We start from the raw sequence: 24,321 nt of genomic DNA on the forward strand, positions 1-24,321 counted from the left end.
TGAGTCAACAAGGATTCATAGATGAGCCTAAACTTTCTTGAATTTGAAAAGCCAATTGCAGAACTAGAAGCGAAAATCGAAGCACTACGTGACGTATCACGTCATGGTGGTGATTCTGCAATTGACCTGGATAAAGAAATCGAACAGCTTGAGAAGAAGAGCCTAGAACTTAAGAAGAAGATCTTCAGCGACCTAGGTGCATGGGAAACAGCTCAACTGGCTCGTCACCCACTACGTCCATACACGCTTGATTACGTTCAACACGTATTTGAAGAGTTTGACGAACTCGCGGGTGACCGCGCATTCGCAGACGACAAAGCGATTGTCGGTGGTATTGCACGTCTTGAAGGTCGTCCTGTGATGATCATTGGTCACCAAAAAGGCCGTGAGACAAAAGAAAAAGTACGACGTAACTTTGGCATGCCAAAGCCAGAAGGTTACCGCAAAGCACTACGTTTGATGGAAATGGCCGAGCGTTTCAACATGCCAATCATCACATTCATCGACACAGCTGGCGCATACCCAGGTGTTGGTGCAGAAGAGCGTGGTCAATCTGAAGCTATCGCGAAAAACCTAAAAGTGATGTCTGGTCTTAAAGTTCCAGTAATCTGTAACGTTGTAGGTGAAGGTGGTTCAGGCGGTGCACTAGCTATTGGTGTAGGCGACTACGTGAACATGCTTCAGTACTCTACGTACTCAGTAATTTCTCCAGAAGGTTGTGCTTCAATCCTATGGCGTGATTCTGACAAAGCGCCTCAAGCAGCAGAAGCAATGGGTCTAACTGCTCCTCGCCTAAAAGAACTTGATCTAATTGATGAGATCATCGAAGAGCCACTAGGTGGCGCGCACCGCGATCACGTTAAAATGGCTGAAAACATGAAAGCGACGCTGCTTCGTCAGCTAGAAGATCTTGAGCAGCTAGATGAAGAATCGTTACGTGAACGCCGTTACCAACGTCTAATGAACTACGGTTACTGCTGATATCTCGCGAGATAACGGATAAAATAGAAAGGGTTGGACAATGTCCAACCCTTTTTTGTACCTATCGGATCGCTTATGGAATCGCTTTACCAGCAGTTTTCTCATGTATTGAACACCTATTATCAACCTCAAACGAAGGTCGTTGTCGCGTTTAGTGGTGGTGTGGACTCGCGCTTGTTACTTGAGTTACTTCGACGTTATCGAGAAGAAAACTCCCTCTCTTGCCACGCGGTTTATGTTCATCATGGTTTGAGTGAAAATGCGGACATTTGGGCCGATAAGTGTCAAGTATGGGCGAAACAAGCAGGTATTTCGTGCTCGGTAGAGCGTGTGAACCTAGATACCAATAGTGGTGAGAGCATTGAATTGCTGGCACGTGAAGCGCGCTATGAAGCTCTGGCTCGTCATATCAATCGTGGCGACTTATTGCTAACAGGTCAGCATGCCGACGACCAAGTCGAAACATTTTTACTCGCGTTGAAACGTGGAAGTGGACCTAAGGGTTTATCTTCGATGGCAGAAAGTATGCCGTTTGCTGGTGGCACATTAGTTCGTCCGCTACTTAACACCAAGCGCGAGCAGATAGAAACGACGGCGAAGAACATTGGTTTGGAATGGGTAGAAGACGAAAGTAACCAAGACACGCGCTACGATCGAAATTTTTTACGTCATCGTATCGTCCCTGAGTTGTCTGAGCGTTGGCCGAGTATTCATCAAGCGGTGCAACGAAGCGCAAGCTTATGTGCTCAGCAAGAAGCGTTATTGGATGAGCTCCTAGGTTCGGTGTTTGCGCGTGCTCTACAGGCGGATTTGAGCTTAAGCATTGATGAGTTAGCTATCCATAGTGAATTAGCTCAAGCGCGTTTGATTCGTATGTGGTTGAGTAAATGGAATGCCAATATGCCGAGTCAAACTCAATTGCGCTTGATTTGGCAAGAAGTGGCATTGGCACAACAAGATGCCAATCCAAAGCTTAAACTCAAACAAGGAGAGATCCGACGCTTCCAAAACAAATTGTACTGGGTTACGCCCCATGCCGATGTGACGAGTTGGCAAGGCCATATCCAAATCGATGAGCCACTGGTTTTACCTGAGAGTTTGGGGACGTTAACGCTTAGTACGGGTTCTCATCAGCCAAATATTTCGCTGCCATCGCACCCCGAGTTATTGAGGGTTACTTTCAATCCCGAAGGTTTGTCGGCACACCCCACAACACGTAGTCGTAGTCGTAAACTGAAAAAGTTATTCCAAGAATACAATGTGCCAAGCTGGTTACGTCGTCAGATCCCGATTTTGATGTACAAAGACCAAGTTGTTGCAGTCGCAGACTTGTTTGTGGATCAAACATTTAGTGGCCAAGACTGTGAACTCATTTGGCGCAAGACTTTGTAATTCATGTCACAATATCGACCATAACTATCTCAAATAAAAAACGATTAGGTGAAGCAATGAAGAGAGTAATGATCGGTGCAGTGGCTGCACTAACCATGTTGAGTGGCCAAGCTCTGGCGGGTGATGCCGCTGCGGGACAAGCTAAAGCTGCAGTATGTGCGGCGTGTCATGGCGCAGACGGTAACGCAACGATTCCAGGCTACCCAAATTTGAAAGGGCAAAACGAGCAGTACATCGTGAGCTCAATCAAGGCTTACAAAAACAAAGAACGTAGCGGTGGTCTTGCTGCAGTAATGCAGGCTCAGGCGTCGCTGCTTTCTGATGACGATATTGCAAACCTTGCCGCTTACTACTCAAGTTTGAAGTAAGTAAAAAGCGCATTAACACGTCGTTATCTTATTTCTACAAACCAGAGCATTGCTCTGGTTTTGTTTTATCTCGAGTTAATAAACCTTATTGAGCTCAGGATTTTAGCTGATGAACCAGAGACAAACATTGAATGTTATGAGACGCTAAACGATAATATGCGCAAACGATTGAAGCTTAAGGGATGAACATGAAAAAGATTGAAGCGATTATCAAGCCATTTAAATTGGATGATGTTCGAGAAGCACTTGCTGAAGTAGGCATCACAGGGATGACCGTTTCTGAAGTGAAAGGTTTTGGTCGTCAGAAAGGCCACACTGAGCTATACCGCGGTGCGGAATACATGGTGGACTTCCTACCGAAAGTGAAACTGGAAATTGTTGTTACTGAAGATGTAGCAGACAAATGCGTAGAAACCATCATCGAAACCGCACAAACAGGTAAGATTGGCGATGGTAAAATTTTCGTAACAGATGTTGAGCGTGTGGTTCGTATCCGTACTGGTGAAGAAGACGAAGACGCGATTTAAGATTTCACTACAATTGCATTTTTGATTAAGCTAAAAGGGAGCCCAATAAGGCTCCTTTTTTATTTCATGCATTCAGGTACGCTCTCATGTTTAAGCGTTTTGTTCTCTCTTTAGCCTTTCTAATCATGGCTGCGGTAGTGAGTTTTCAAGTCATCTTTACCGTGCCAGAACACCCACAGATCATCACACAAACTGGTTCTGAAATTACCGAAGACATTCGATGTATAGAGTTTAGCGGAGCAAAAGCTCTGGACGATAACGGTGAACTCAACCTTTTAGTTTGGAACATCTACAAGCAAAATCGCGCTAACTGGCAATCTGAGCTGGAGTTGTTCTCGGCAGATAAGCAATTGTTATTGCTGCAAGAAGCCAGCATGACAGACAGTTTTAAACAATGGTTGGTAGATGGCAGCTGGGTCAGCAACCAAGTCAGCGCGTTTAAAGCGTTAGGCAGCGGAGCCGGCGTGATTAGTATTGCTCAAAAGCAGCCAGTTAAAGCATGCGCGTACACGTCAAAAGAACCGTGGTTGCGTTTGCCAAAATCGGCGTTGTACAGCCAGTATCGTTTAAGTAATGGTGAGAGCTTGGCCGTTATCAATGTGCATGCGATCAACTTTACCGTTGGAACGGAAGAATATACTTCGCAACTTTCTGCGCTTGAGACGCTACTTAAACAACACAGCGGGCCAATCGTATTTGCTGGTGATTTTAATAGTTGGAGCGAATATCGGATTACGGCCATGAAGCAGGCCCTGAGGGAAGCAAATTTGAGAGAAGTACAGTTCTCGCCAGATCATCGTACGCAGTTTATTACGGGCTTGCCGCTAGACCATGTGTTCTACCGCGGATTAACGCTGAAAAATGCGAAAGCGCCGCAGAGCGACGCTTCCGATCATAATCCATTACTGGTGTCGTTTACGCTTAACGATTAGCGTTAGTCAGCTTAAGCGATAACGATGTACAACGCCCAAATCACGTAAAACGCGATCCAAGGCAGGCTCGAAATCACCAGAGCCTGTCCGCGTTCAAATTCAGTCCACGTTAATACCACGCCGTAACCTAGAACAATGTACCAAGGCAACAGAAGTGGCAGTGAGCTAGCAAAGTGAGACCATTCGTTGGTGAGTGGCAACTTCAGTAAGCCATTGAGACTGTTGAGATCCGCCGCATAGGTCATTACCTGACCATGTTTCAATAGTAAGCTTGCGTAGCTTGCAATGTCGCCCAATACCGCTGGAAACAAAATGGCGCACGATGCCGCAAACCATTTCCAATAACCGTATTGTTGTTTACTTGCTTTAGTCGCAAGGAAGAACCAAAACGCAAGCAACAAAAGCGTCGCAAAGCGATTGAACACGTCATTAATGATCGCACTTGCCATCAACGTGTTTGGTTCCAATAGCTCAATCTGCTGTGGGTCGATTTGTTGGAACTGTACAGTGAGTTGGTCACTTAACCACGTAAAATCAACGTTCGAAAAGTACGCGCCCCAAAATAGGAATGGGCTTAGCATCAAAAAGATGAAAGGTTGCCATCCCCAACCACCACGCTGATAAAGCGCAAGAAAACAAGAGGTTGGAGAACGGAATATGTCCAACAACATTACGAGTGGGTTACTTGACGGGTTCATACACTTACCTTAGTTACATCTACGTACAGCTTAAGTTTTTGACCCGGTTTTAGGTACTTCTGCTTATGCAGCGAGTTCCATTTTACGATGTCGTTGCTCTTCACCTTGAATTTGCTTGCGATGCCACTGATGGTGTCGCCAGAGCGAACGTTGTAGAACACGGTACGAATCACGGCGCCTTGGTCTGATTTTTTCCAAATCACCAGCTTTTGACCGACGCGCAGGGTATCTTTTGGTCCCATGCTGTTCCATTTTGCTAGCGATTTGTGTGAAACCTTGTTGTCACGAGCGATAGACCACAAACTTTCACCCGATTGCACAACGTGTGACAGTTTCAGCTGGCCACGAGCTTGCGATTGCGTTTTGTTCAAACGGTTTTGCGCTGTAAGTGCGTACTTTGAATCGTCTTTGGTTGACGTCGGAATAAGTAAGTACTGACCAATGCGAATGTTGTTGTTCGACAGGCCGTTAGCACGACGAATCACTTTTGAGGTCGTACCGTATTTCTTCGCCAACATACTCAACGAGTCGCCAGATTTGACTTTGTAACGCGCGACTTTCATGCCTTTACCGCGATTGCTCTCAACTTGAGTTAAGAACGCCTCCTTCTTCTCCACAGGAATAAGAAGCTGATGAGGCCCTTCTGGTGCGGTGGACCATTGGTTGTAGGCAGGGTTGTAGCTTTGCAGCTCTTTTACCCCGATGCCCGCGTAATCAGCAGCGATAGCGAGATCCAGTTGTTCTTTCGGATCGACTAACGTCAGCACTGGTTTGTTTGGGATAGATGGAATGTCGATACCGTACTTTTCTTGGTTTGCCACCACGTCCGCAAGAGCGAGAAGTTTTGGCACGTAGCTACTGGTCTCTTTTGGCAGATCTAAAGAGAAAAAGTCGACAGGTTTACCCAATTTTTTGTTCTTACGGATAGCACTAGATACACGACCCCCGCCACTATTGTAGGCTGCGATTGCGTGTTCCCAGTTTCCATCAAAACGTTCATTTAATTGAACAAGATAATCCAATGCAGCATCGGTAGAGGCAGCGACATCGCGACGCCCGTCATACCAGTAGTTTTGTTCAAGCCCCATCATTTTCCCGGTGCCTGGCACAAACTGCCACAAACCTGCTGCGCTACCGTGCGAGTAGGCGAAAGCGTCAAATGAGCTTTCCACAACCGGTAGAAGAGCAAGCTCCATTGGCAAACCACGTTCTTCGATACGTTGCGTGATCATGTAAAGAAATGGCGCTGCACGTTTAGATACCGTGTACAGGTGGTTTGGGTGTTTCAAATACCACGTACGGTAATAATCTACTTTCTTGTTGTTTGGGATGTCCATTTCAAGCTGCATAGCAATACGTTGCCACACATCTTCTTGTTCCTGAGGGGAGAGAACTTTTGGCGTATCCTTGGCAGAATCTTTCGCCAAAGACTGTTTGTTTTTAGATTTAGTCTTAGTGGCATTCTGCTTAGCAGTTTGCTCTGACTTGTTGGTTTCTGGAGTTGGAGTGGTGGACGAATTTGGCTGAGTCAATTGACAGCCAGATAATAACAACACCAACGCCCAGCTATACTTCAAACGCATGGGTTCAGCCTATTTAGGGCCTTTTTATCTTCTCCTGCCTGTCGCGCAGCCTAAGTTGCGTGGCAGTCGTGAGATAATAGACATCTTTTAACACTAACTAATATTCAATAGAGGCGGAGAGCTTCTAAAATTATGCATGGGAGCGACATTCAAGTTGATTTATATCGACCCCAAACGTAAGAGAAGCGCCAGTGGCGCTTCCCAAAAAATCAGCCCCTGATAATACTGGGGTCTTGCAAACTTACAAGCAGAAAATGGTTAAAATTCGTTCTTCCACTCACGCAAAGCAGTAAAAACCGAGCATGGATCGCTATTTTTAATGCGGTTCGCGACAGACTTAACAACGTCTGGATTGGTGGTACGCAAGAATGGATTAATCCACTTTTCTTTTCGCAGCGTTGTTGGAAGGGTAGGAATGTTTAGTGCACGAAGGCGGTTCACATCGTCTCGGTATTGACGTAGTTGCTCGTTATCAGGTTCCACAGCCAGCGCAAAGGCAACGTTACTCGCTGTATATTCATGCGCGCAGAACACCTGTGTTTCTTCTGGAAGCGCTGCAATTTTGCTCAGAGACTCAAACATCTGCTCTGGTGTGCCTTCGAAAATACGACCGCAACCAGCAGAAAATAGCACGTCACCACAAAATAGCTTGCTATCGCCTACATACCCTATATGACCGAGCGTGTGCCCCGGCAAACCGAGCACCAAGAATATTTCGCCGAACAGCTCAAGCTTATCGCCTTCTTCCATAGGAGTTGTTAAGGTCGGAATTGGCTCCGCTTTCGGGCCGACAACGGTAACGTGAGGAAATGCACGAACTAAATCTGGAACACCGCCAATGTGATCGTTGTGGTGGTGTGTAACTAAGATCGCTTCTAAAGTTAATTCGTTAGCCTGCAAATAATCTAGTACTGGCTGTGCATCGCCTGGATCGACCACGGCGCAACGCTTGTCGCTATTTTGTATCAGCCAGATGTAATTATCATTAAATGCGGGTATGCTTTTGATCTCTAACACGATTCGTTCTCCGTCACCCTTTTTAAGTCAGGTGGTTAATGAAACCAGCACTCAGCAACAAAACTTTACCGCACCCATCGACTTGGTCAGCGATGAACAATGGGCCTTGGGTGCTTGAGTCAATCCAGACCCGACTTGATGAATGGTGTCCGAAACTGTTCGGCTACCATATGCTCAAACTGGGCGGGTTGAGCTGTGAGCTAACCAGCTGTAATTGTAACATTCAACACCAAGTCAACGTAGATATCCAGAACCCGTTGCACAATGTTATCGCAGATGGTTACGAATTGCCCTTTTTGGAAAAAAGCTTTGATGTCGTGATACTTGCCCATCAGCTTGATTATGCAAGTGATCCACATCGTCTGCTGCGAGAAGTAGACAGAGTGATGATGGATGATGGCTGCTTGATCATTACGGGTTTTAACCCAATTAGCTTTACTGGTTTGGCGAGTTTATTCCCATGGCGTAAAAATAACTTGCCGTGGAGTGGACGAATGTTTACTTCGAGCCGAATCAATGACTGGTTGGGGTTACTCAATTACCAAGTAATTCATTGTGATCGTTATGCGCTGTTTCCTATGACACGTTATCGCACCATGTGGACTTGGTTAGAAAACAGCTTGGGGGATTGGGCTTCTCCGGCGGGGAGCTTGTACTATATCGTCGCTCGTAAACGAACGTACCCTCTCAAGCCAATCAAACCACATTGGCGTCTAAAGAAAAAACTGACGCCGCTTGGCGTGATGAACCGAGAGGGATTTGGTGTGAAGAGAGTGTCGAGCCAGCGCTACTAGCGTATTAAGATGGCTGGTAGCCTGTATCTTCTTCTGTTGGGTTTTCTGCTGCTGTGCGGGCGAGTTCATCACAGATTTCGTTTTCTCTGTGTCCAGCATGGCCTTTAACCCAATGCCAATCCACTTGGTGGCGCGCCGTTTCTTTATCCAGTGCTTGCCATAAATCGGCGTTCTTCACGGGCTTTTTATCTGCAGTTTTCCAGCCGCGTTTTTTCCAGTTGTGAATCCACTGCGTGATCCCTTGGCGCACGTACTGACTATCGGTCGTCAGCGTGACACGGCACGGCTCTTTCAGTGTTTGCAGGGCGACAACTGCGGCTAACATTTCCATGCGATTGTTGGTGGTGAGTGTGTAGCCTTTGGAGAGCGTCTTTTCTACGTCTTTGTAGCGTAAGACGATGCCGTAGCCACCAGGGCCTGGATTTCCTAAACAAGATCCGTCTGTGAAAATCTCAACGTGTTTGGTCATATTTTTGGTACTATTAGCCGAAACATTTAATAAAGCATAGTCTGACATACATAACCTTATGAATACCAGCAGCAATTCTGAACATAATCGCATTGTCGTTCTCGATACCGAAACCACAGGTATGAACCAAGAAGGTGGTCCGCACTACTTAGGGCACCGCATCATCGAAATCGGTGCCGTGGAGATCATCAACCGTAAGCTGACTGGTCGTCATTTCCATGTGTACATTAAGCCCGATCGTGAAATTCAACCTGAGGCGATACAAGTACACGGTATTACCGATGAATTCTTGGTAGATAAACCGGAATACGCGAGTATCCACCAAGAGTTTCTTGATTTTATCAAAGGCGCAGAACTGGTTGCGCATAACGCGCCCTTCGATACTGGCTTCATGGATTATGAGTTTGAAAAACTCGATCCAACAATTGGTAAAACCGACGATTACTGCAAGGTGACGGATACGCTTGCCATGGCGAAGAAAATCTTCCCGGGCAAGCGCAACAACCTCGACGTATTATGTGAACGTTACGGCATTGATAACTCGCACCGTACACTCCACGGGGCATTGCTCGATGCGGAGATTCTAGCCGACGTTTACCTACTGATGACCGGTGGGCAAACGAGTCTAGAATTTAACGCCAACAAACAAGAAGGCGGGGTAGAAACCATTCGCCGCATTGAAGGAAGAAAAGCACTAAAGGTTTTGCGTGCAACTGCCGATGAATTAGAAGCGCACCAGAAAAGATTAGAACTGGTAAACGACTGTATTTGGCACCAATAGGAGAAGCTATGTTGAGGGCTTTGTCGGTCGCTATTTTAGCGATCTGGAGTTGTTTCGCATTTGCCGCGAGCGAGTCCGCCATGTCTTTGTTGGATAACCGTTTTCGTGTCGACCCGACCATCGAACAGATTACTTTTCTGGTTTATCGTGAACAAAGTTCTCAACCTGTTGTGTTAGTTCGTCCAGATGGTAAAAAATATTACGCGTGGGGCTCTTACGACAACGTTCGTTGGTATCAAGAACCATCACTCGACATCATTTCAGTCGATAACCCAATGCCCGGTCCTTGGCAAGCTGTGGGGAAAGTAACCCCAAAAAACAACATCCGCTTAATTTCACATCTCAAGCTCAGCACCGACGTATTCCCTAACCGTCTCTATAACGGAGAAGCGCTCAAGTTCACTGCGCGTTTAACTTCAGACGATAAGCCGCTTGTCCTGCGAGACTTTCTCGACCGCGTCAACTTGCGAGTCACCTTTACTAAGTTTGTCGAAAATGAAGACGAACTGATAAAAGAAGCACGCCCAGTGCCGATGATCATTGGCGAATTTTCTGATGATGGTCGCGGTCTGGATGAACAAGCGGGCGATGGCGTCTTCACCGTTCAATTACCTATCGAAGTGGAACCGGGCAAGTACCGCGCACGAATCACCTCTGGAAACGGCGTATTTTTGCGTGCGCAAGAACAGGTGATTTTGGTGTACCCAAACCCAGTCTCACGTACGTTTATTCAATCTCGTAGCCCAGAGAAACCACATCAGCTGGTGGTTAGCGGTGAGCAAGGTATGATTGCTCCCGGTTCTATCGCTGTAAATGTCGAACAAAATGCACCTGATGGCTTCATTACCTACAGCCAAGGGCAAGTGTCACAGGATGGTATGAAAACCACCTTGAACTTGGATAACGATCCTGAACTGGGCAAGTACTCATGGCGCGGAGAAATCTTTGCAACGGATTTCGCAACCCAGCGTGCACTGGTGTTTCCTATTCAAGAACAAACCTTCAGTGTCGTTGATGAAGTGGATTTAGAAGCCGCCCGCATAGCCAAAGAAGCAGAGCTGGCCGAGCAACGCCGTATTGAGATGGAAAAACGCATCATTGCAGAGCGCGAAGCAGAGCGTAAACGCAGCATGATCATCATTGCGGTCGGCAACGTAGTGATGCTTTTGATTGCTATTGTGGCTTGGATTGTGTGGCGCAAGTTAAAAGCGAAACGACAAGCCATGCCTGAAATGCAATTGGAAGTGCCAAAGAAATAAGGCAGAAGAGTTAGAGAAAGAACGGAGCCCATCGGCTCCGTTTTTTGTTTATCTTAGATTATCGCTTAAGCCACTTCTGGAATTGGCTTTGGTGGTTGTTCCAAATCGGGTTCTTTTTGCACGGTCGGAACAATCCCTTCACCGACTGCACTGAGGTAGCTACCACTGAGTTTGATCGCAAGGTACATATCGGCACGCAGCAAAATCCCGCCTTCGCTGGTGCTTATTCCCGTTAACTCACACCATTGACGCAAGCGGCGTTTTCTTCCTGCCAGGACTAATCGTATTCCTCTTTTTTTGAGCACTTCGTGAATGTCGGCCAATGTCGCCATGACACTCAAATCTAGGTGAGTAAAGCTTGATACGGCATCGACTACGACACAGCTGACATCTTTGTTTTGCTCTGCGTGCTCTAGTAAACGACGCTTAAAGTACGGCGCATTAAAGTAGGTCAACGGTGAGTTGAAGCGATAAATCACCATTCCCGGAATTGGAGACGCTTTTCCGGTTTCATCAATGGTGCGAATGGTGCCTTTTTCATCCAGACCCAGTAGTTGGTCACTTGGTCGCATGACGATGCGTAAAAACTGAAATAGACCTAATAGAACTGCCAGTGTGATACCCGGAATAACCCCAATCACTAGCACGGAAATAAAGGTAATGATGGCAAGGTAAAAGGCATCTTTGTCACGTGTTTTCAGTATCCATATGGATTTGAGGTCAAGCAGTGACAGTGACGCGATGATGAGTACCACGCCGAGTGAGGCTATAGGGATGAACTGCAACGGCTCGTAAATAAAGACCGCGATAATAGCAATGGTGATGGCAGCGACAATCGATACCAATTGCGATTTTCCCCCATTGGCGTCGTTAACGGCGGTACGAGAATCTGCGCCGCTGATGGCAAAGCCTTGCGAGAAAGCAGAAGCAATATTGGCAAAACCCAATGCCTGAAACTCTTTATTGGCGTCAATGTCGTAGCCGTTCTTTGCTGCGAAGCTGCGCGCGGTCAGCATCATGCTGACAAAGCTAACGATCGCTAAGTTTAACGCTGGCACGACGAGCTCACGCACTTCGCCAAGCTCAAATTGTGGGGCTTGAAATTGAGGGAAACCACCTTGAGTTAAGCCGACTACGGCCACGTCCATTTCTTGTAAATGCAGCAGCCAAACCGATGCTGTAGTAACCAATATGGCAAGCATTGCTGCAGGCCAAGTAGGACGGTAGCGTTTGGTTACCAAATAGACCACCACAGTCGCTACACTTAACGCAACGGTTGGCCAATGAAGTTCTGCCAAGCGTTGTGGAGCTTCCCATAATCGTTCAAGTAGATAGCGTTGTTCGTATTTCAAACCCACGACTTTCGCAAACTGACCGACAATGATGGTCAACGCCACGCCGTTGAGTAGCCCTAAGAGGATTGGGCGGGAAAGGAAGTCAGCAAAAATTCCCAGTTTGAAGCGGCTGGCCAGTACACACCAAATACCTGTCATGGCTGTCATGGTCATCACGAGCTGCCAGTGTTTGGTTGGGTCGCCAGCGGCAATTGGGGTAACGACGGCGGCGATGACGGCACAGGTTGCTGCGTCCGGGCCAACAATGAGTTGCCGGGAAGTGCCCATTAAAGCGTAAACCAGCATCGGCAGCACGCATGAGTAGAGGCCGACGATAGCAGAAACGCCAGTTAGCTGTGCATAAGCAATAGCAACAGGTAGTGCAACAGCAACAACAGAAAATGCTGCTCTAAAGTCGTTCACGAGCCATTCTTTTTGATAGTTTTTAAGTTGAATGAGTCCTGGGAACCACTGAGCGAATAAGAATCTAGCCAACAGATTTTCCATATATGTGGTTGAGATACGGTAAAGTATACATCGTTAATGGGTAAGGTCTGTGAGCTATTTATCACTCATATCGCGATCAATTGGTTTGGCTGTGGTTACAACGGTTGTCTGAGAGTGAGCATCGGATGCGTCGAAAGGGAGGGGGCGTTATTTGGAGTCAGAGCACAAGAAAACGGGAGCCAAAGCTCCCGTTTTTGTCTTTCTTATTGGTTTTTAAGCAACGCTATCCATTTGAGGGTAAAGTGGCTTTGCTGCCAATAGTTCCGGCTCAAAATCGTCAACGTTAATGGTATCGAGACGATGTTGCTCGGCTTCTCTCAGCAGTTCTGCTTCTTCTTGAGTGATCACGCCTTGCTCTAGACCTTCTTGAGCAATCATATCCAAGCGGAGGAATGGACGACGTTTACCTTGCGCTTTACAAACTTTGTCGAACACAGGCTCAGCTTGAAGAATCACAGACAGTGCTAACTCAATCTTACCTGCTGGGTTGTGCTCTGTTGGCTCTAGGTACTGGCCACGGCCAATGCGCGAACGTGTTGCACTTGGGGTTTGTAGAATACGTGCCACTTTGCTGTCTAGCTTGTCACTTGGTGCTTTGCGTACACGCCCGAATGGCATAATCAGAACGCGAAGTGTGCGGCCAATGACTTTGTTCGGGAAGTTTGCTAGGAACTCATCAACGGCGATTTCTGCTTGTTTTAAGCTATCTTGTAGACCCCAGTGAACCAAAGCCAAATCTTCAGCTGGACGACCATCTTGTTCAAAACGTTTTAGTGTCGCGGAGCTTAGGTATAGCTGACTGAGAATGTCACCTAAACGCGCAGATAAGCGCTCTTTACGTTTCAACGAACCACCAAGTACCGCCATTGAGATATCAGACAGAAGCGCTAGGTTGGCACTGTAACGGTTTAGCTGTTGGTAGTAGCGTTTCGTTGCATCTTTAGTCGGTGCCGATGAACCTAGGCCATCGCTTAAACCAAACCAAATACTGCGAACGAGGTTACTCATGGTAAAGCTCACGTGGCCAGCTAACGCTTTGTCGAATTTCTCAACCGCGTCGCTTGCTTCTGAGTATGCTGCGTTCATTTCTTCAAGCACGTATGGGTGACAACGAATCGCACCTTGACCGAAGATGATCATCGAACGAGTCAGAATGTTTGCACCTTCTACCGTTACGGCGATTGGAGAGCCTTGGTAGCCACGAGCGAGGAAGTTCGAAGGGCCTAAACAAATGCCTTTACCGCCGACAATGTCCATCGCGTCGATGATGCTTTGTTGACCGCGGTGGGTACAGTGGTACTTCACAATTGCAGAAATAACCGATGGCTTTTCACCTAGGTCGATACCTGCAACAGTTAGGTTGCTGGCCGCATCCATGACGTATGCATTACCGCCAAGACGCGCCAATGGCTCTTCAACGCCTTCCATGTGACCGATTGGTTGTTTGAACTGACGACGAATGCGAGAGTATGCACCCGTTGCCATCGCAGCCGATTTGATACCACCCGTCGAGTTAGAAGGTAGCGTGATGCCACGGCCGACCGACAGACATTCCACCAGCATGCGCCAGCCTTGCCCTGCCATTTTCTCACCACCGATGATGAAATCGATAGGAACGAAAATGTCTTTACCACGGGTTGGACCGTTCTGGAATGGTACGTTCAGTGGGAAGTGACGGTTACCGATTTCTACACCTTTCACATCCGTTGGGATCAGCGCACATGTGATACCAAGATCTTCTTTATCACCAAGCAGGCCTTCCGGGTCACGCAGTTTGAATGCAAGGCCAAGTACCGTCGCAACAGGCGCAAGCGTGATGTAGCGTTTGTTCCACGTTAGACGCATACCCAACACTTCTTTACCTTCCCATTCTCCTTTACAAACGACGCCGTAATCTGGGATTGAGCCTGCGTCTGAGCCTGCTTCTGGGCTAGTTAGCGCGAAACATGGGATTTCTTTACCTTCGGCTAGGCGAGGTAAGTAATAGTTTTTCTGATCTTCTGTACCGTAGTGTTGCAAGAGTTCGCCTGGGCCTAATGAGTTAGGCACGCCAACGGTAGAAGAAAGTACGCCAGAAACACCCGTCAGCTTTTGCAGTACCAAAGATTGAGCGTATGCAGAGAACTCTAGACCACCGTACTTTTTCTTGATGATCATGGCGAAGAATTTGTTGTCTTTCAGATACTGCCAAACTTCAGGTGGTAAATCCGCGAGTTCATGCGTTACTTGGAAGTCGCTGACCATAGCACACACTTCGTTTACTGGGCCGTCTAAGAACGCTTGCTCTTCAGCGCTAAGTTTTGGCGCTTGAATTGCATGTAATTTTTCCCATTCAGGTTTACCTTTGAATAGCTCAGCTTCCCACCATACGGTACCAGCATCGAGAGCTTCTTTTTCGGTTTGAGACATCGCAGGTAGCACAGTCTTAAACAACGCCAGTGCCTTACGGCTAATAAGCGATTGGCGGATACCAGAAACGGCAAAGACCGCGATTGCAAGCACATACAGTGCCCAGCCAATAACGCCAACTGAGCCTATGATAGTCAGCACTAGCATGGCAGCAGTTAGTAGGCTGACGGATTTAACGAGTGACATTCTGTGGTAAAGCGTAATGCCTAACACAACAGCCATCGCAACGATAGAGAGCAAGATGTCCATATAATTTTTCCTTTTCAGACTTTATAAATGTTGTACGTCTGTATTTTGGTAAGAGGTCTAACCAGTTGGTATAAGTGTAATCAAAATATTAAAGAAATGTAAAACGAAAGATTGAGTAAAAAGTGATCTAAGTAGAGTTAAAATTCTAAAGTTGCGAATTGAGTGATGGTTTCGTAAGCAAGTTGACAAGTTTATTACTGCCACCAATCCAAATCTGGAGGTTCACTATCGACACTAATTCTCGTTTGTGGGTAAACTCAGTGTTATGAAATGTCCGGTGCTAAAATGGCATCAGAACCATTTACTAAGGCGAAGCGAATGCGCATTTACGCCCGAAATAATAAAGAGAACGTCTTATGTACCAAGATCTGATTAGAAGTGAATTGAACGAAGCTGCTGAAGTGCTCAACAAATTTTTAAGCGATGACCATAACATTGCTCAAATCGAAGCGGCAGCGAAGATGATTGCCGATTCTTTTAAGCAAGATGGTAAGGTGCTGTCGTGCGGTAATGGTGGTTCGCACTGTGATGCAATGCACTTCGCAGAAGAGCTAACAGGGCGTTACCGTGATAATCGCCCAGGATACGCTGGTATTGCGATTTCAGATCCAAGCCACCTTTCTTGTGTCAGTAACGATTTTGGTTACGACTTTGTTTTTTCTCGTTACGTTGAAGCGGTAGGCCGCAAAGGTGATGTTCTGTTTGGTTTGTCGACATCTGGCAACTCAGGCAATATTCTTAAAGCGATTGAAGCTGCGAAAGCGAAAGGCATGAAGACCGTCGCACTGACGGGTAAAGATGGCGGTAAAATGGCTGGTCTTGCTGATATTGAAATTCGTGTACCACACTTTGGTTATGCAGACCGTATTCAAGAAGTACATATTAAGATTATTCACATCATCATTCAGTTGATTGAAAAAGAGATGGAATAATTTTCTGCAGCCACTTTTTCGGCTGTGGTTTAGGTAAGGAGTTCGTTAAACGATGTGTGAATTGCTCGGCATGAGCGCCAATGTTCCAACGGATATCTGTTTCAGCTTTACAGGGCTGATGCAGCGTGGAGGTCGTACTGGCCCGCACCGTGATGGTTGGGGAATTACTTTTTATGAAGGTAAAGGTTTTCGAACCTTTAAAGACCCAAAACCAAGCTGTGAGTCCCAAATCGCTGAATTGGTGCAAAACTATCCGATCAAAAGTCGTGCGGTTGTGAGTCATATTCGCCAAGCAAACCGTGGCGGAGTGAATTTAGAAAATACGCACCCATTCACACGTGAGTTGTGGGGAAAGTATTGGACCTTTGCTCACAATGGCCAGCTGTCTGATTACCAAGATCTGTACACTGGGCGCCATCGTCCTGTTGGTCAAACAGACAGTGAGCTCGCGTTTTGTTGGCTGCTAAAGCAGATGGAAGATCGATATCCAGAGCCTCCTCAGGACATGGAATCTGTTTTTCTCTACATCGCTAAGTGTTGCGATCAGCTCAAAGAAAAAGGCGTGTTCAATATGTTGCTCAGCGACGGCGAGTTTGTCATGACGTATTGTACTAATCACTTGTATTGGATTACGCGTCGCGCTCCGTTTGGCAAGGCCGCTTTGCTAGATGAAGATGTGGAGATCAACTTCCAAGAAGAAACAACACCAAACGATGTTGTTTCTGTCATTGCAACTCAGCCTTTAACCGGCAATGAGACTTGGCATCGAATGAAGCCCGGTGAATATGGTTTGTTTCACCTTGGTGAACTGATCCAAAACAATGCATCTGATTTGAAAGATGTGCCATTTGCAGCGCCCAAACCGGGTAATCAAGCTCCAACCGAACTGTTGGAATAAAGACGTTTCTAGACATCAAGTTTTCCAAATAACAAAAAGGCAGTCACTCGACTGCCTTTTTTGATGCGTTAAAAAGCACTTATTCTTCTTCAGCGGCTGCGTAGCCATGAGGGCCGAGTTCTTTGCCATCTAACCAAGCTTTGCCATCTTGCATGATTAAACGCTCTTCAACGAGCCACTTAGTCACGATAGGGTAAATGGTGTGCTCTTGAGTTTGTACACGCGCAGCGAGTGCTGCTGCATCATCATCTTCAAATACTGGCACTTTTGCTTGAAGAACTACGGGACCGCCGTCTAACTCTTCTGTGACAAAGTGAACACTTGTGCCGTGCTCTTTGTCTTTGGCGTCAATCGCGCGCTGGTGGGTGTGTAAACCTGGGTATTTAGGTAGAAGAGAAGGGTGAATGTTGATCATCTTACCGAGATAGTGCGAAACAAATGCACCGCTAAGAATGCGCATGTACCCAGCAAGAACGACAACATCGGGCTGATACTTGTCAATTTGTTGCATCAACTCGGCATCGAATGCCTCGCGTGACTCGAACGCTTTAGGGTCAACAAAGTGGCCATCAACACTAAATTGTTTTGCACGTTCTAGACCGTATGCGTCAGATTTATTAGAAAATACTGCTGCAACGTGTGCGTTAGGCATGCTGTTTTCACAAGCTTCTAAAATGGCTTGTAAGTTACTGCCGTTACCTGAAATTAGGACCACGATGTTTTTCATGATGTTGGGGCTGCCTTGATATTGTAGGTTCTATAAATTACCTACTATTAGGATGGTTTTCGATGTTCCAGATAGCAGAATGAGGACGTGGCGTCCTCATTCATTTTATTTTTTAGCGTGATTCACAAGTTAGTTGATTTCAACTTGCTCTTCATTTGCTTCTGCTTGAGCAATTTCACCAATCACCCATGCGTTTTCGCCTTCTTCTTTAAGAAGTGCAACCGCCGCGTCTGCTTGGTCTTTTGGTAGTGCAACGACTAGACCAGCACCACAGTTGAACGTACGGTACATTTCGTGTGTTTCAACGTTGCCTTTCTCTTGCAGCCATTTGAAAATGATTGGCCATTCCCAGCTGTTACCGTCGATAACGGCTTTTGTGCCTTCAGGCAGTACGCGAGGGATGTTTTCCCAGAAACCACCACCCGTAATGTGAGAAATCGCGTGGATATCGTGTTTCTCAATCATCTTAAGTGCGGATTTGATGTAAATCTTCGTTGGTTCTAGTAGGTGCTCACCGATAGTGCGACCTGCTAGCTCTTCGTTTTTATCTGCGCCAGAAACTTCTAGAATCTTACGGATCAGTGAGTAACCGTTTGAGTGTGGACCGCTTGAGCCGACAGCGATAAGTGCGTCGCCTGCTGCTACTTTAGTGCCGTCAATCACGTCTTCTTTTTCCACTACGCCTACACAGAAACCCGCAACGTCGTAGTCTTCGCCTTCGTACATGCCTGGCATTTCAGCGGTTTCGCCACCGATAAGTGCACAACCAGCTTGAACACAGCCATCAGCAATACCAGAAACCACGTCTGCTGCTGTGTCTACATCTAGCTTGCCAGTCGCGTAGTAATCTAGGAAGAATAGGGGCTCGGCACCTTGAACGATTAGGTCGTTTACACACATTGCCACTAGGTCGATGCCGATAGTGTCGTGCTTGTTCATATCCAGTGCTAGGCGAAGTTTTGTGCCTACACCGTCAGTACCAGAAACCAGTACAGGTTGTTTGTATTTGGTTGGCAATTCGCATAAAGCGCCAAAACCACCGATACCACCCATCACTTCAGGGCGACGAGTACGTTTCACCGCACCCTTAATACGATCTACAAGCGCATTGCCTGCATCAATATCGACACCAGCGTCTTTATAGCTAAGAGAAGAGTTGTTACCACTCACAGGGAAGTCCTCGGTATTTAAGTTGGATATGAAAACGGCGCTATTCTACCAGTGGTTAAATACAGATAGCAAACGTTTGCGTCGGTTTTTTTCTGTAGTGATATATCCTGAAATCCTTGTGAAAATCATGTATAATCTGAAGGTTTGTTTAAATATTGCCAACTATAGCCGGAGATGGACATGAAAGTTGTTGAAGTAAAGCACCCTCTTGTAAAACACAAAATTGGTCTAATGAGAGAAGGTGACATCAGCACAAAGCGTTTTCGTGAGTTAGCGACAGAAGTCGGTAGCCTACTTACTTACGAAGCGACAGCAGACTTTGAAACAGAGAAAGTAACCATTGAAGGTTGGAACGGTCCGGTAGAAGTTGACCAAATCAAAGGTAAAAAAGTAACAGTAGTGCCAATCCTACGTGCAGGTCTAGGCATGATGGATGGCGTTCTTGAGCACATGCCAAGCGCTCGTATCAGTGTTGTTGGTATTTACCGTGATGAAGAAACACTTGAGCCAGTACCTTACTTCAACAAGCTAGCGTCTAACATTGATGAGCGTATTGCTCTAGTTGTTGACCCAATGCTAGCAACTGGCGGTTCGATGATCGCGACTATCGACCTACTAAAAGAGAAAGGCTGTCAGTCAATTAAAGTTCTTGTTCTAGTTGCTGCTCCAGAAGGTATTGAAGCACTAGAAAAAGCGCACCCAGACGTTGAGCTTTACACTGCGGCAATCGATGAGAAGCTAAACGACAAAGGCTACATCGTTCCTGGTCTTGGTGATGCAGGTGATAAGATTTTCGGTACTAAGTAGTTAGTTACTCCGAATAAAACAAAGGCTTGGTTTTCACCAAGCCTTTTTTGTTGCTGTTTATTTAGAAAGGTTAAAGTGCGCCACTTAAAAGTCGCGCAGTCGAATTACTTCGCGCTTTCTTCTTCCATTTGAGCGTTATCAACCACGTGGTTTTCACCAAGGTCGTGTGGCAGCACTAGGTTAAGAAGGATTGCCACGATACCACATAGGCTTACACCTTGTAGGCTGAACTCGCCGATACCGAAAGCCATACCACCGATACCAAATACCAGTGTTACTGCAACGATCACCAGGTTACGAGATTTGTGTAGATCAACGTTGTTCTTAATCAGCGTATTCAAACCGACGGTTGCGATAGAACCGAACAGAAGAATCATGATGCCGCCCATTACTGGCACAGGAATGGTTTGCAGAATCGCACCTAGCTTACCTACCAGCGCAAGAACAATAGCGGTAATGGCAGCCCAAGTCATGATTACAGGGTTGAAAGCTTTGGTCAGCATTACCGCGCCTGTTACTTCACTGTAAGTAGTGTTTGGCGGCGCACCAACCATTGATGCTGCAATTGTCGCGATTCCGTCACCCGCGATAGTGCGGTGTAGGCCTGGTTTCTTCAGGTAGTTTTTACCCGTTACATTTGAGATAGCCAACATGTCACCCACGTGCTCTACCGCAGGAGCGATTGCAACTGGGATCATGAATAGAATCGCGTTGATGTTGAACTCAGGCATGGTGAAGTTGGGCATTGCAAGCCAAGCTGCTTGAGCCACAGGTGTAAAGTCAACCACACCGTAGAATAGGGATACTGAATAGCCCGCCAAAATACCACCCACGATAGGAACCAGTTTTAGGAACCCTTTTGCGAACACGCTAAGTGCAATCGTCGTTAGCAGCGAAACCGCAGAGATAATGACCGCAGCATCGCCATTTACTAACTGAACCGCACCGTCGCCCGTTTTACCTACCGCCATGTTAACTGCCGTTGGCGCAAGGCCAAGGCCTATAACCATGATCACTGGGCCAACTACAACCGGTGGCAAAATCTTATGGATAAACCCTACACCACGCACTTTGATCATCGCGCCAAGTGCAACGTAAACCAAACCTGCCGCCATCAAGCCACCCATAGTTGCACCAATACCCCAAGTTTGGATACCGAACATAATAGGAGCAATAAACGCAAAAGAAGAGGCAAGGAAGATTGGGACAGAACGTTTAGTGATTAATTGGAAGAGGAGAGTACCGACACCGGCACCAAAGAGGGCTACGTTTGGATCGAGACCAGTCAGAAGCGGCACGAGCACGAGAGCACCAAAAGCGACAAAGAGCATTTGAGCGCCTTGTAACGCATTTTTCATAATAATTCCCTATTTCAAAGATACGCAGACAAATCCGACGAATTCTATCATCCTGCAATCGTTTGCAACGTTGCTTAGATCAAACTTTCGAATGAATTTATCATCCAAACGAATGTTTTGAGAGTTGGTTGCTTGCAAAATGGACGATTTTACGAGTCCAAATTAAGCCATTCAAAGAACATCGATGTGCTGTGAGCTAATAAGCGCTCTTGAAAATGAAGCTTCAAGAGCAATGAATATCAGGTTTTATGTCTTTCAATATGCATCGATATGAGTTCATGTTGATGGGGTAACGTTAATTAATCACCTAGTGATGCAAAAAACGGCATTAACTTGGTCAAACTACAAACAATTCACTCAGTACGCGCCTTGCTCAAGATTTGATAGTTGCTTATTATGCGGGTTCTTGTTTAGAGGATTATGAAAACTATGCGCTATTTAGCTCTCTTACTGATCGGTTGGTTGTCCCTGCCGGTGTATGCATTAACTCAGGTAGATATCTATCGTGCCGAAGTGGTTATCGACAGTGAGCAGAACGACGGTGAGTCTGCGGCTCGTGAACAAGGTATGAAAGATGTGATTGTTCGAGCGACTGGTTCTCAATCTTCTCTAAGCAACCCTGTTATCCAAAAGGCGCTGAGTTCTAGCTCTCGCTATATTTCTCAGCTTGGGAAAAGCCAAGTTGATGGTAAAGCAAGTCTTAAAATGTTGTTTAACAGTGGGCAAATTCAATCACTTTTGACTCAAGCTCAGTTGCCTTCATGGTCACCGAATCGTGCCAACATTTTGGTTTGGCTGGTGGAAGAGCAAGATTACGACCGCGCAATTGCATGGGAACATTCTGATTCTGCCAACGTTGCTGCGTTGAAAAAAGCAACGGAAGCTCGTGGCCTTCCAATTACGATTCCTGTTGGGGATTTTGACGATGTCACGGGCGTAAACACGTCTGATCTTTGGGGCGGTTTCATTGAACCGATTAGCCAAGCCAGCCAGCGTTACCCAGCGGACGCGGTATTAATTATTCGTGCGCAAGGCGAGCAGATTCGTTGGACTTTGTATGACCAAGCGCCTGCAAAGATTATTGATGCGCAAACTTCTCCACGCAGCGGGTCGGCAACAGGTGCAGACGCTATTTCCGCAATGGTGGATGGTATTGCTGATTACTACGCAAGTAAAAACGCCGTTGTTGTCTCAGGCAAGTCTTCTAAAGCTGTGAACGTGAAAGTGTTAAATGTAACGTCTGCTGCTGATTTCTTCCGTTTAGAAAATGCACTTACCAAATTGAATTCAGTGGCGGGCACTGAAATCAAGCGTGTACAAGGCAGTGAGTTAACGCTGACTATTCATTTGCTTGCTTCACAACAAGCATTTGAGCAAGAGGCTTCGTCTATCTCACAATTGATGGAATTTGAAGATCCACTCGGTGACGTTGAAGAAGTGGCGCCATCGGAAGATCAATCGGTAGAAACTCTACCTTCAGAGGCTCAAGCTGTAGAAGGGCAACCAAAAACGTTGGTTCAAGCCGTTGAGGAAACTGTGCCAGCAGCGCAAGTACAACAGCCTGTTGTGATTCCTCAAGTGCAAGATCAATACGATCTGATTTATGAGTGGAATTCTACTTCGCAAAGTTAATCCGCGTTTGGGCATAGAATAAAGAAAGAGTCGCAATTGCGACTCTTTTTGTTTTTGAATCAGAGAAGTTATTTATTGAACTTCGCTTTTTCTTCTTTTTCTACTTGTGACAAGCGTTTGAGTTTAAGGCCTAGCTCTTTTCCTCGAGCACGAGCAAATAAAATATTGCCAGCAAAACCAAGAGAGGTAAGCACCAGCTCAACTGCTGCCAACCAACGTTCACCACCGTCTACGTACAAGATAGTGAGCGCGTGCAAGAAATACAGCATCAAGACAAAGTTCGCCCATGCATGCGTGTAAGGTTTGCCTGCTAAGATGCCAGGTAACGGTAGCAATAACGGAATACACCATGCAATTGCGAGTGTTGTGCTACTCAGATGAGGGTGAGGAGATAAAGCTAGTTGCCAAATCGCGACCCATGCTAATAAAGCTAAGTTGCCGAACAAAGCGAGGTAGCGATACGTTTTTGCTTGAGCACCAAGAGGTGGTTGTTCTTCGAAAGAGTCAGACATCGATTCTCTATCCTTGAATTGATACCAATTCTACTAATTATTAATACTGGTATTAGTGACAAGCTTTGAGCTTTAACGCTGCTGTTGCTAGTCGTTTACCCAATTGTTGTGCCAGGCGAGCCTCCTCCGCTGTGAGACTTGGTTCGTGTCCTACACTGCTGGCACCGTAGGGTGTGCCACCAGATTGGGTCGAATGCAGCTCTGGTTCAGCGTAAGGAATGCCAAGTACCATCATCCCGTGATGCAGTAATGGCGTCATCATGCTTTGAAGTGTGGTCTCCTGACCGCCATGCATCGAAGATGATGAGGTAAATACACAAGCTGGCTTATCGATTAAGTCACCGCTAACCCACAAAGGGGTGGTTTGATCCCAAAAGTGCTTTAAAGGCGCTGCCATATTGCCAAACCAAACGGGACTACCGAACGCTAGACCGTCGCACTTTTTCAGTTCCTCTAGAGTAACAATTGGATCGGAAGGGGGATGTGAGTGAGGTGACAATTCTTCAACTGTACGCAAAATTGCTTGGCATTGAGGAGTCGATTCGACTCCTCTTGCTATCTGTCTTGCCAGTTGTTTTGTTGAGCCATGACGGCTGAAGTACAAAATAAGGATCTGGCAATCCATTTATAGAATATCCAACACTTGCTCTGGTGGGCGACCAATTTTAGCTTTGCCGTTTGCTACAACAACTGGACGTTCGAACAATTTTGGGTTTTGCGCCATCGCTTCGAACAATTGTTCGTCACTTACTGATGCTTCGCCTAAACCAAGTTCTTTGTAAACGTCTTCTTTTGTACGCATCATTTCACGTACTGATGAGAAACCGAGTTGAGCGTATAGCGCTTTTAGTTCATCCACATTTAGTGGTGTGTCTAGGTATTTTACGACTTCCGGTGTAACACCATTTTGCTCAAGTAACTCAAGAGTTTGACGGCTCTTTGAGCAACGTGGGTTGTGATAAATCACGACTGACATGGTTTTCTC

The 24,321-nt window shown here is 46.4% G+C and carries 24 protein-coding genes; 12 read left to right on the top strand and 12 right to left on the bottom strand.

Annotation, left to right across the window (positions count from 1 at the left end; translation table 11 throughout):
* Positions 1-21 precede the first annotated feature (21 nt).
* The 5 genes from accA (at position 22) to UF05_RS04545 (ending at position 4,200) form a co-directional block, all read left to right on the top strand.
* Positions 22-981 carry an acetyl-CoA carboxylase carboxyl transferase subunit alpha gene (gene accA, locus UF05_RS04525; RefSeq protein WP_017447765.1) on the top strand — a complete coding sequence of 320 codons (960 nt, stop codon included), beginning with the start codon at positions 22-24 and terminating at the stop codon, positions 979-981.
* Between the two features lie 75 nt (positions 982-1,056).
* Positions 1,057-2,373: a tRNA lysidine(34) synthetase TilS gene (gene tilS, locus UF05_RS04530; RefSeq protein ID WP_045545049.1), complete on the top strand. Its 1,317-nt coding sequence runs from the start codon at positions 1,057-1,059 to the stop codon at positions 2,371-2,373.
* A 56-nt stretch (positions 2,374-2,429) separates the two neighbouring features.
* Complete coding sequence (locus UF05_RS04535) at positions 2,430-2,741, top strand: c-type cytochrome (protein WP_005488964.1); 312 nt, start codon at positions 2,430-2,432, stop codon at positions 2,739-2,741.
* Between the two features lie 188 nt (positions 2,742-2,929).
* Complete coding sequence (gene glnB, locus UF05_RS04540) at positions 2,930-3,268, top strand: nitrogen regulatory protein P-II (RefSeq protein ID WP_005436810.1); 339 nt, start codon at positions 2,930-2,932, stop codon at positions 3,266-3,268.
* Positions 3,269-3,354: 86 nt separating this feature from the next.
* The gene (locus tag UF05_RS04545; RefSeq protein WP_021486826.1) at positions 3,355-4,200 is read left to right on the top strand and encodes an endonuclease/exonuclease/phosphatase family protein; all 846 of its coding nucleotides are present in this window, start codon (positions 3,355-3,357) and stop codon (positions 4,198-4,200) included.
* An 11-nt stretch (positions 4,201-4,211) separates the two neighbouring features.
* Here the strand turns inward: UF05_RS04545 and UF05_RS04550 are convergent, their stop codons facing one another.
* From UF05_RS04550 to gloB, 3 genes are all read right to left on the bottom strand, one after another.
* A complete protein-coding gene (locus tag UF05_RS04550; RefSeq protein ID WP_005494291.1) occupies positions 4,212-4,898 on the bottom strand; it encodes a YIP1 family protein in 687 nt (228 codons plus the stop codon).
* Positions 4,895-6,481 carry a lytic transglycosylase gene (locus tag UF05_RS04555; RefSeq protein WP_045545050.1) on the bottom strand — a complete coding sequence of 529 codons (1,587 nt, stop codon included), beginning with the start codon at positions 6,479-6,481 and terminating at the stop codon, positions 4,895-4,897. The genes UF05_RS04550 and UF05_RS04555 overlap by 4 nt, the downstream gene beginning before the upstream one ends.
* Positions 6,482-6,739: 258 nt before the next feature.
* The gene (gene gloB / locus UF05_RS04560; RefSeq protein ID WP_005456739.1) at positions 6,740-7,498 is read right to left on the bottom strand and encodes a hydroxyacylglutathione hydrolase; all 759 of its coding nucleotides are present in this window, start codon (positions 7,496-7,498) and stop codon (positions 6,740-6,742) included.
* 38 nt (positions 7,499-7,536) lie between these two features.
* On the opposite strand from gloB, the gene UF05_RS04565 reads away from it, so the two are divergent.
* Complete coding sequence (locus UF05_RS04565) at positions 7,537-8,292, top strand: class I SAM-dependent methyltransferase (protein ID WP_005481108.1); 756 nt, start codon at positions 7,537-7,539, stop codon at positions 8,290-8,292.
* 4 nt (positions 8,293-8,296) lie between these two features.
* Here UF05_RS04565 and rnhA read toward each other — a convergent pair whose 3' ends face one another.
* Positions 8,297-8,761, bottom strand: a complete 465-nt coding sequence (rnhA, locus tag UF05_RS04570) for a ribonuclease HI (RefSeq protein ID WP_005484436.1) — start codon at positions 8,759-8,761, stop codon at positions 8,297-8,299.
* A 58-nt stretch (positions 8,762-8,819) separates the two neighbouring features.
* Here rnhA and dnaQ point away from each other — a divergent pair, with 58 nt between their 5' ends.
* On the top strand, positions 8,820-9,542 hold the full coding sequence (dnaQ, locus tag UF05_RS04575; RefSeq protein WP_005457782.1) for a DNA polymerase III subunit epsilon: 723 nt from the start codon (positions 8,820-8,822) through the stop codon (positions 9,540-9,542).
* 8 nt (positions 9,543-9,550) lie between these two features.
* A complete protein-coding gene (locus UF05_RS04580; protein WP_015297131.1) occupies positions 9,551-10,801 on the top strand; it encodes a TIGR03503 family protein in 1,251 nt (416 codons plus the stop codon).
* 65 nt (positions 10,802-10,866) lie between these two features.
* Here the strand turns inward: UF05_RS04580 and UF05_RS04585 are convergent, their stop codons facing one another.
* On the bottom strand, positions 10,867-12,642 hold the full coding sequence (locus UF05_RS04585) for a SulP family inorganic anion transporter (RefSeq protein ID WP_045545051.1): 1,776 nt from the start codon (positions 12,640-12,642) through the stop codon (positions 10,867-10,869).
* Between the two features lie 213 nt (positions 12,643-12,855).
* Positions 12,856-15,300 (bottom strand): acyl-CoA dehydrogenase FadE, encoded by a 2,445-nt coding sequence (gene fadE / locus UF05_RS04590; protein ID WP_045545052.1) that lies wholly within the window; start codon positions 15,298-15,300, stop codon positions 12,856-12,858.
* A gap of 356 nt (positions 15,301-15,656) precedes the next feature.
* Here fadE and lpcA point away from each other — a divergent pair, with 356 nt between their 5' ends.
* Positions 15,657-16,232 (top strand): D-sedoheptulose 7-phosphate isomerase, encoded by a 576-nt coding sequence (lpcA, locus tag UF05_RS04595; RefSeq protein WP_020841160.1) that lies wholly within the window; start codon positions 15,657-15,659, stop codon positions 16,230-16,232.
* 52 nt (positions 16,233-16,284) lie between these two features.
* Entirely contained in the window at positions 16,285-17,130 is an 846-nt protein-coding gene (locus UF05_RS04600) for a class II glutamine amidotransferase (protein ID WP_045545053.1), read from the top strand.
* Between the two features lie 79 nt (positions 17,131-17,209).
* Here UF05_RS04600 and purN read toward each other — a convergent pair whose 3' ends face one another.
* Positions 17,210-17,857 carry a phosphoribosylglycinamide formyltransferase gene (gene purN / locus UF05_RS04605; protein ID WP_005494306.1) on the bottom strand — a complete coding sequence of 216 codons (648 nt, stop codon included), beginning with the start codon at positions 17,855-17,857 and terminating at the stop codon, positions 17,210-17,212.
* Between the two features lie 129 nt (positions 17,858-17,986).
* On the bottom strand, positions 17,987-19,027 hold the full coding sequence (purM, locus tag UF05_RS04610) for a phosphoribosylformylglycinamidine cyclo-ligase (protein ID WP_045545054.1): 1,041 nt from the start codon (positions 19,025-19,027) through the stop codon (positions 17,987-17,989).
* A 180-nt stretch (positions 19,028-19,207) separates the two neighbouring features.
* Here purM and upp point away from each other — a divergent pair, with 180 nt between their 5' ends.
* Positions 19,208-19,834, top strand: coding sequence for a uracil phosphoribosyltransferase (gene upp / locus UF05_RS04615; RefSeq protein ID WP_005457783.1), 627 nt, complete (start codon positions 19,208-19,210; stop codon positions 19,832-19,834).
* 104 nt (positions 19,835-19,938) lie between these two features.
* On the opposite strand, the gene UF05_RS04620 is transcribed toward upp, so the two are convergent.
* A complete protein-coding gene (locus UF05_RS04620) occupies positions 19,939-21,192 on the bottom strand; it encodes a uracil-xanthine permease family protein (protein ID WP_005457676.1) in 1,254 nt (417 codons plus the stop codon).
* Positions 21,193-21,621: 429 nt separating this feature from the next.
* Between UF05_RS04620 and UF05_RS04625 the strand changes: the two genes are divergently transcribed.
* The gene (locus UF05_RS04625) at positions 21,622-22,824 is read left to right on the top strand and encodes a DUF2066 domain-containing protein (RefSeq protein ID WP_045545068.1); all 1,203 of its coding nucleotides are present in this window, start codon (positions 21,622-21,624) and stop codon (positions 22,822-22,824) included.
* A 68-nt stretch (positions 22,825-22,892) separates the two neighbouring features.
* Here the strand turns inward: UF05_RS04625 and UF05_RS04630 are convergent, their stop codons facing one another.
* The 3 genes from UF05_RS04630 to arsC are packed head-to-tail and all read right to left on the bottom strand — an operon-like array spanning position 22,893 to position 24,312.
* A complete protein-coding gene (locus UF05_RS04630) occupies positions 22,893-23,336 on the bottom strand; it encodes a DUF2069 domain-containing protein (RefSeq protein WP_005457718.1) in 444 nt (147 codons plus the stop codon).
* 52 nt (positions 23,337-23,388) lie between these two features.
* Complete coding sequence (gene wrbA, locus UF05_RS04635) at positions 23,389-23,961, bottom strand: NAD(P)H:quinone oxidoreductase (protein WP_045545055.1); 573 nt, start codon at positions 23,959-23,961, stop codon at positions 23,389-23,391.
* Positions 23,962-24,312 carry an arsenate reductase (glutaredoxin) gene (gene arsC / locus UF05_RS04640; protein ID WP_005457719.1) on the bottom strand — a complete coding sequence of 117 codons (351 nt, stop codon included), beginning with the start codon at positions 24,310-24,312 and terminating at the stop codon, positions 23,962-23,964. It abuts the gene before it with no gap.
* Between the last annotated feature and the right edge of the window lie 9 nt (positions 24,313-24,321).

This window comes from Vibrio sp. S457-15 (assembly GCF_000960545.1).
GTDB lineage: Bacteria > Pseudomonadota > Gammaproteobacteria > Enterobacterales > Vibrionaceae > Vibrio > Vibrio parahaemolyticus.

Coding starts and splice junctions, on each gene's coding strand:
- accA (WP_017447765.1), top strand. CDS start 22: ATGAGCCTAAACTTTCTTGAATTTGAAAAGCCAATTGCAGAACTAGAA.
- tilS (WP_045545049.1), top strand. CDS start 1,057: ATGGAATCGCTTTACCAGCAGTTTTCTCATGTATTGAACACCTATTAT.
- UF05_RS04535 (WP_005488964.1), top strand. CDS start 2,430: ATGAAGAGAGTAATGATCGGTGCAGTGGCTGCACTAACCATGTTGAGT.
- glnB (WP_005436810.1), top strand. CDS start 2,930: ATGAAAAAGATTGAAGCGATTATCAAGCCATTTAAATTGGATGATGTT.
- UF05_RS04545 (WP_021486826.1), top strand. CDS start 3,355: ATGTTTAAGCGTTTTGTTCTCTCTTTAGCCTTTCTAATCATGGCTGCG.
- UF05_RS04550 (WP_005494291.1), bottom strand. CDS start 4,898: ATGAACCCGTCAAGTAACCCACTCGTAATGTTGTTGGACATATTCCGT.
- UF05_RS04555 (WP_045545050.1), bottom strand. CDS start 6,481: ATGCGTTTGAAGTATAGCTGGGCGTTGGTGTTGTTATTATCTGGCTGT.
- UF05_RS04565 (WP_005481108.1), top strand. CDS start 7,537: ATGAAACCAGCACTCAGCAACAAAACTTTACCGCACCCATCGACTTGG.
- rnhA (WP_005484436.1), bottom strand. CDS start 8,761: ATGACCAAACACGTTGAGATTTTCACAGACGGATCTTGTTTAGGAAAT.
- dnaQ (WP_005457782.1), top strand. CDS start 8,820: ATGAATACCAGCAGCAATTCTGAACATAATCGCATTGTCGTTCTCGAT.
- UF05_RS04580 (WP_015297131.1), top strand. CDS start 9,551: ATGTTGAGGGCTTTGTCGGTCGCTATTTTAGCGATCTGGAGTTGTTTC.
- UF05_RS04585 (WP_045545051.1), bottom strand. CDS start 12,642: ATGGAAAATCTGTTGGCTAGATTCTTATTCGCTCAGTGGTTCCCAGGA.
- fadE (WP_045545052.1), bottom strand. CDS start 15,300: ATGGACATCTTGCTCTCTATCGTTGCGATGGCTGTTGTGTTAGGCATT.
- lpcA (WP_020841160.1), top strand. CDS start 15,657: ATGTACCAAGATCTGATTAGAAGTGAATTGAACGAAGCTGCTGAAGTG.
- UF05_RS04600 (WP_045545053.1), top strand. CDS start 16,285: ATGTGTGAATTGCTCGGCATGAGCGCCAATGTTCCAACGGATATCTGT.
- purN (WP_005494306.1), bottom strand. CDS start 17,857: ATGAAAAACATCGTGGTCCTAATTTCAGGTAACGGCAGTAACTTACAA.
- upp (WP_005457783.1), top strand. CDS start 19,208: ATGAAAGTTGTTGAAGTAAAGCACCCTCTTGTAAAACACAAAATTGGT.
- UF05_RS04620 (WP_005457676.1), bottom strand. CDS start 21,192: ATGAAAAATGCGTTACAAGGCGCTCAAATGCTCTTTGTCGCTTTTGGT.
- UF05_RS04625 (WP_045545068.1), top strand. CDS start 21,622: ATGCGCTATTTAGCTCTCTTACTGATCGGTTGGTTGTCCCTGCCGGTG.
- UF05_RS04630 (WP_005457718.1), bottom strand. CDS start 23,336: ATGTCTGACTCTTTCGAAGAACAACCACCTCTTGGTGCTCAAGCAAAA.
- wrbA (WP_045545055.1), bottom strand. CDS start 23,961: ATGGATTGCCAGATCCTTATTTTGTACTTCAGCCGTCATGGCTCAACA.
- arsC (WP_005457719.1), bottom strand. CDS start 24,312: ATGTCAGTCGTGATTTATCACAACCCACGTTGCTCAAAGAGCCGTCAA.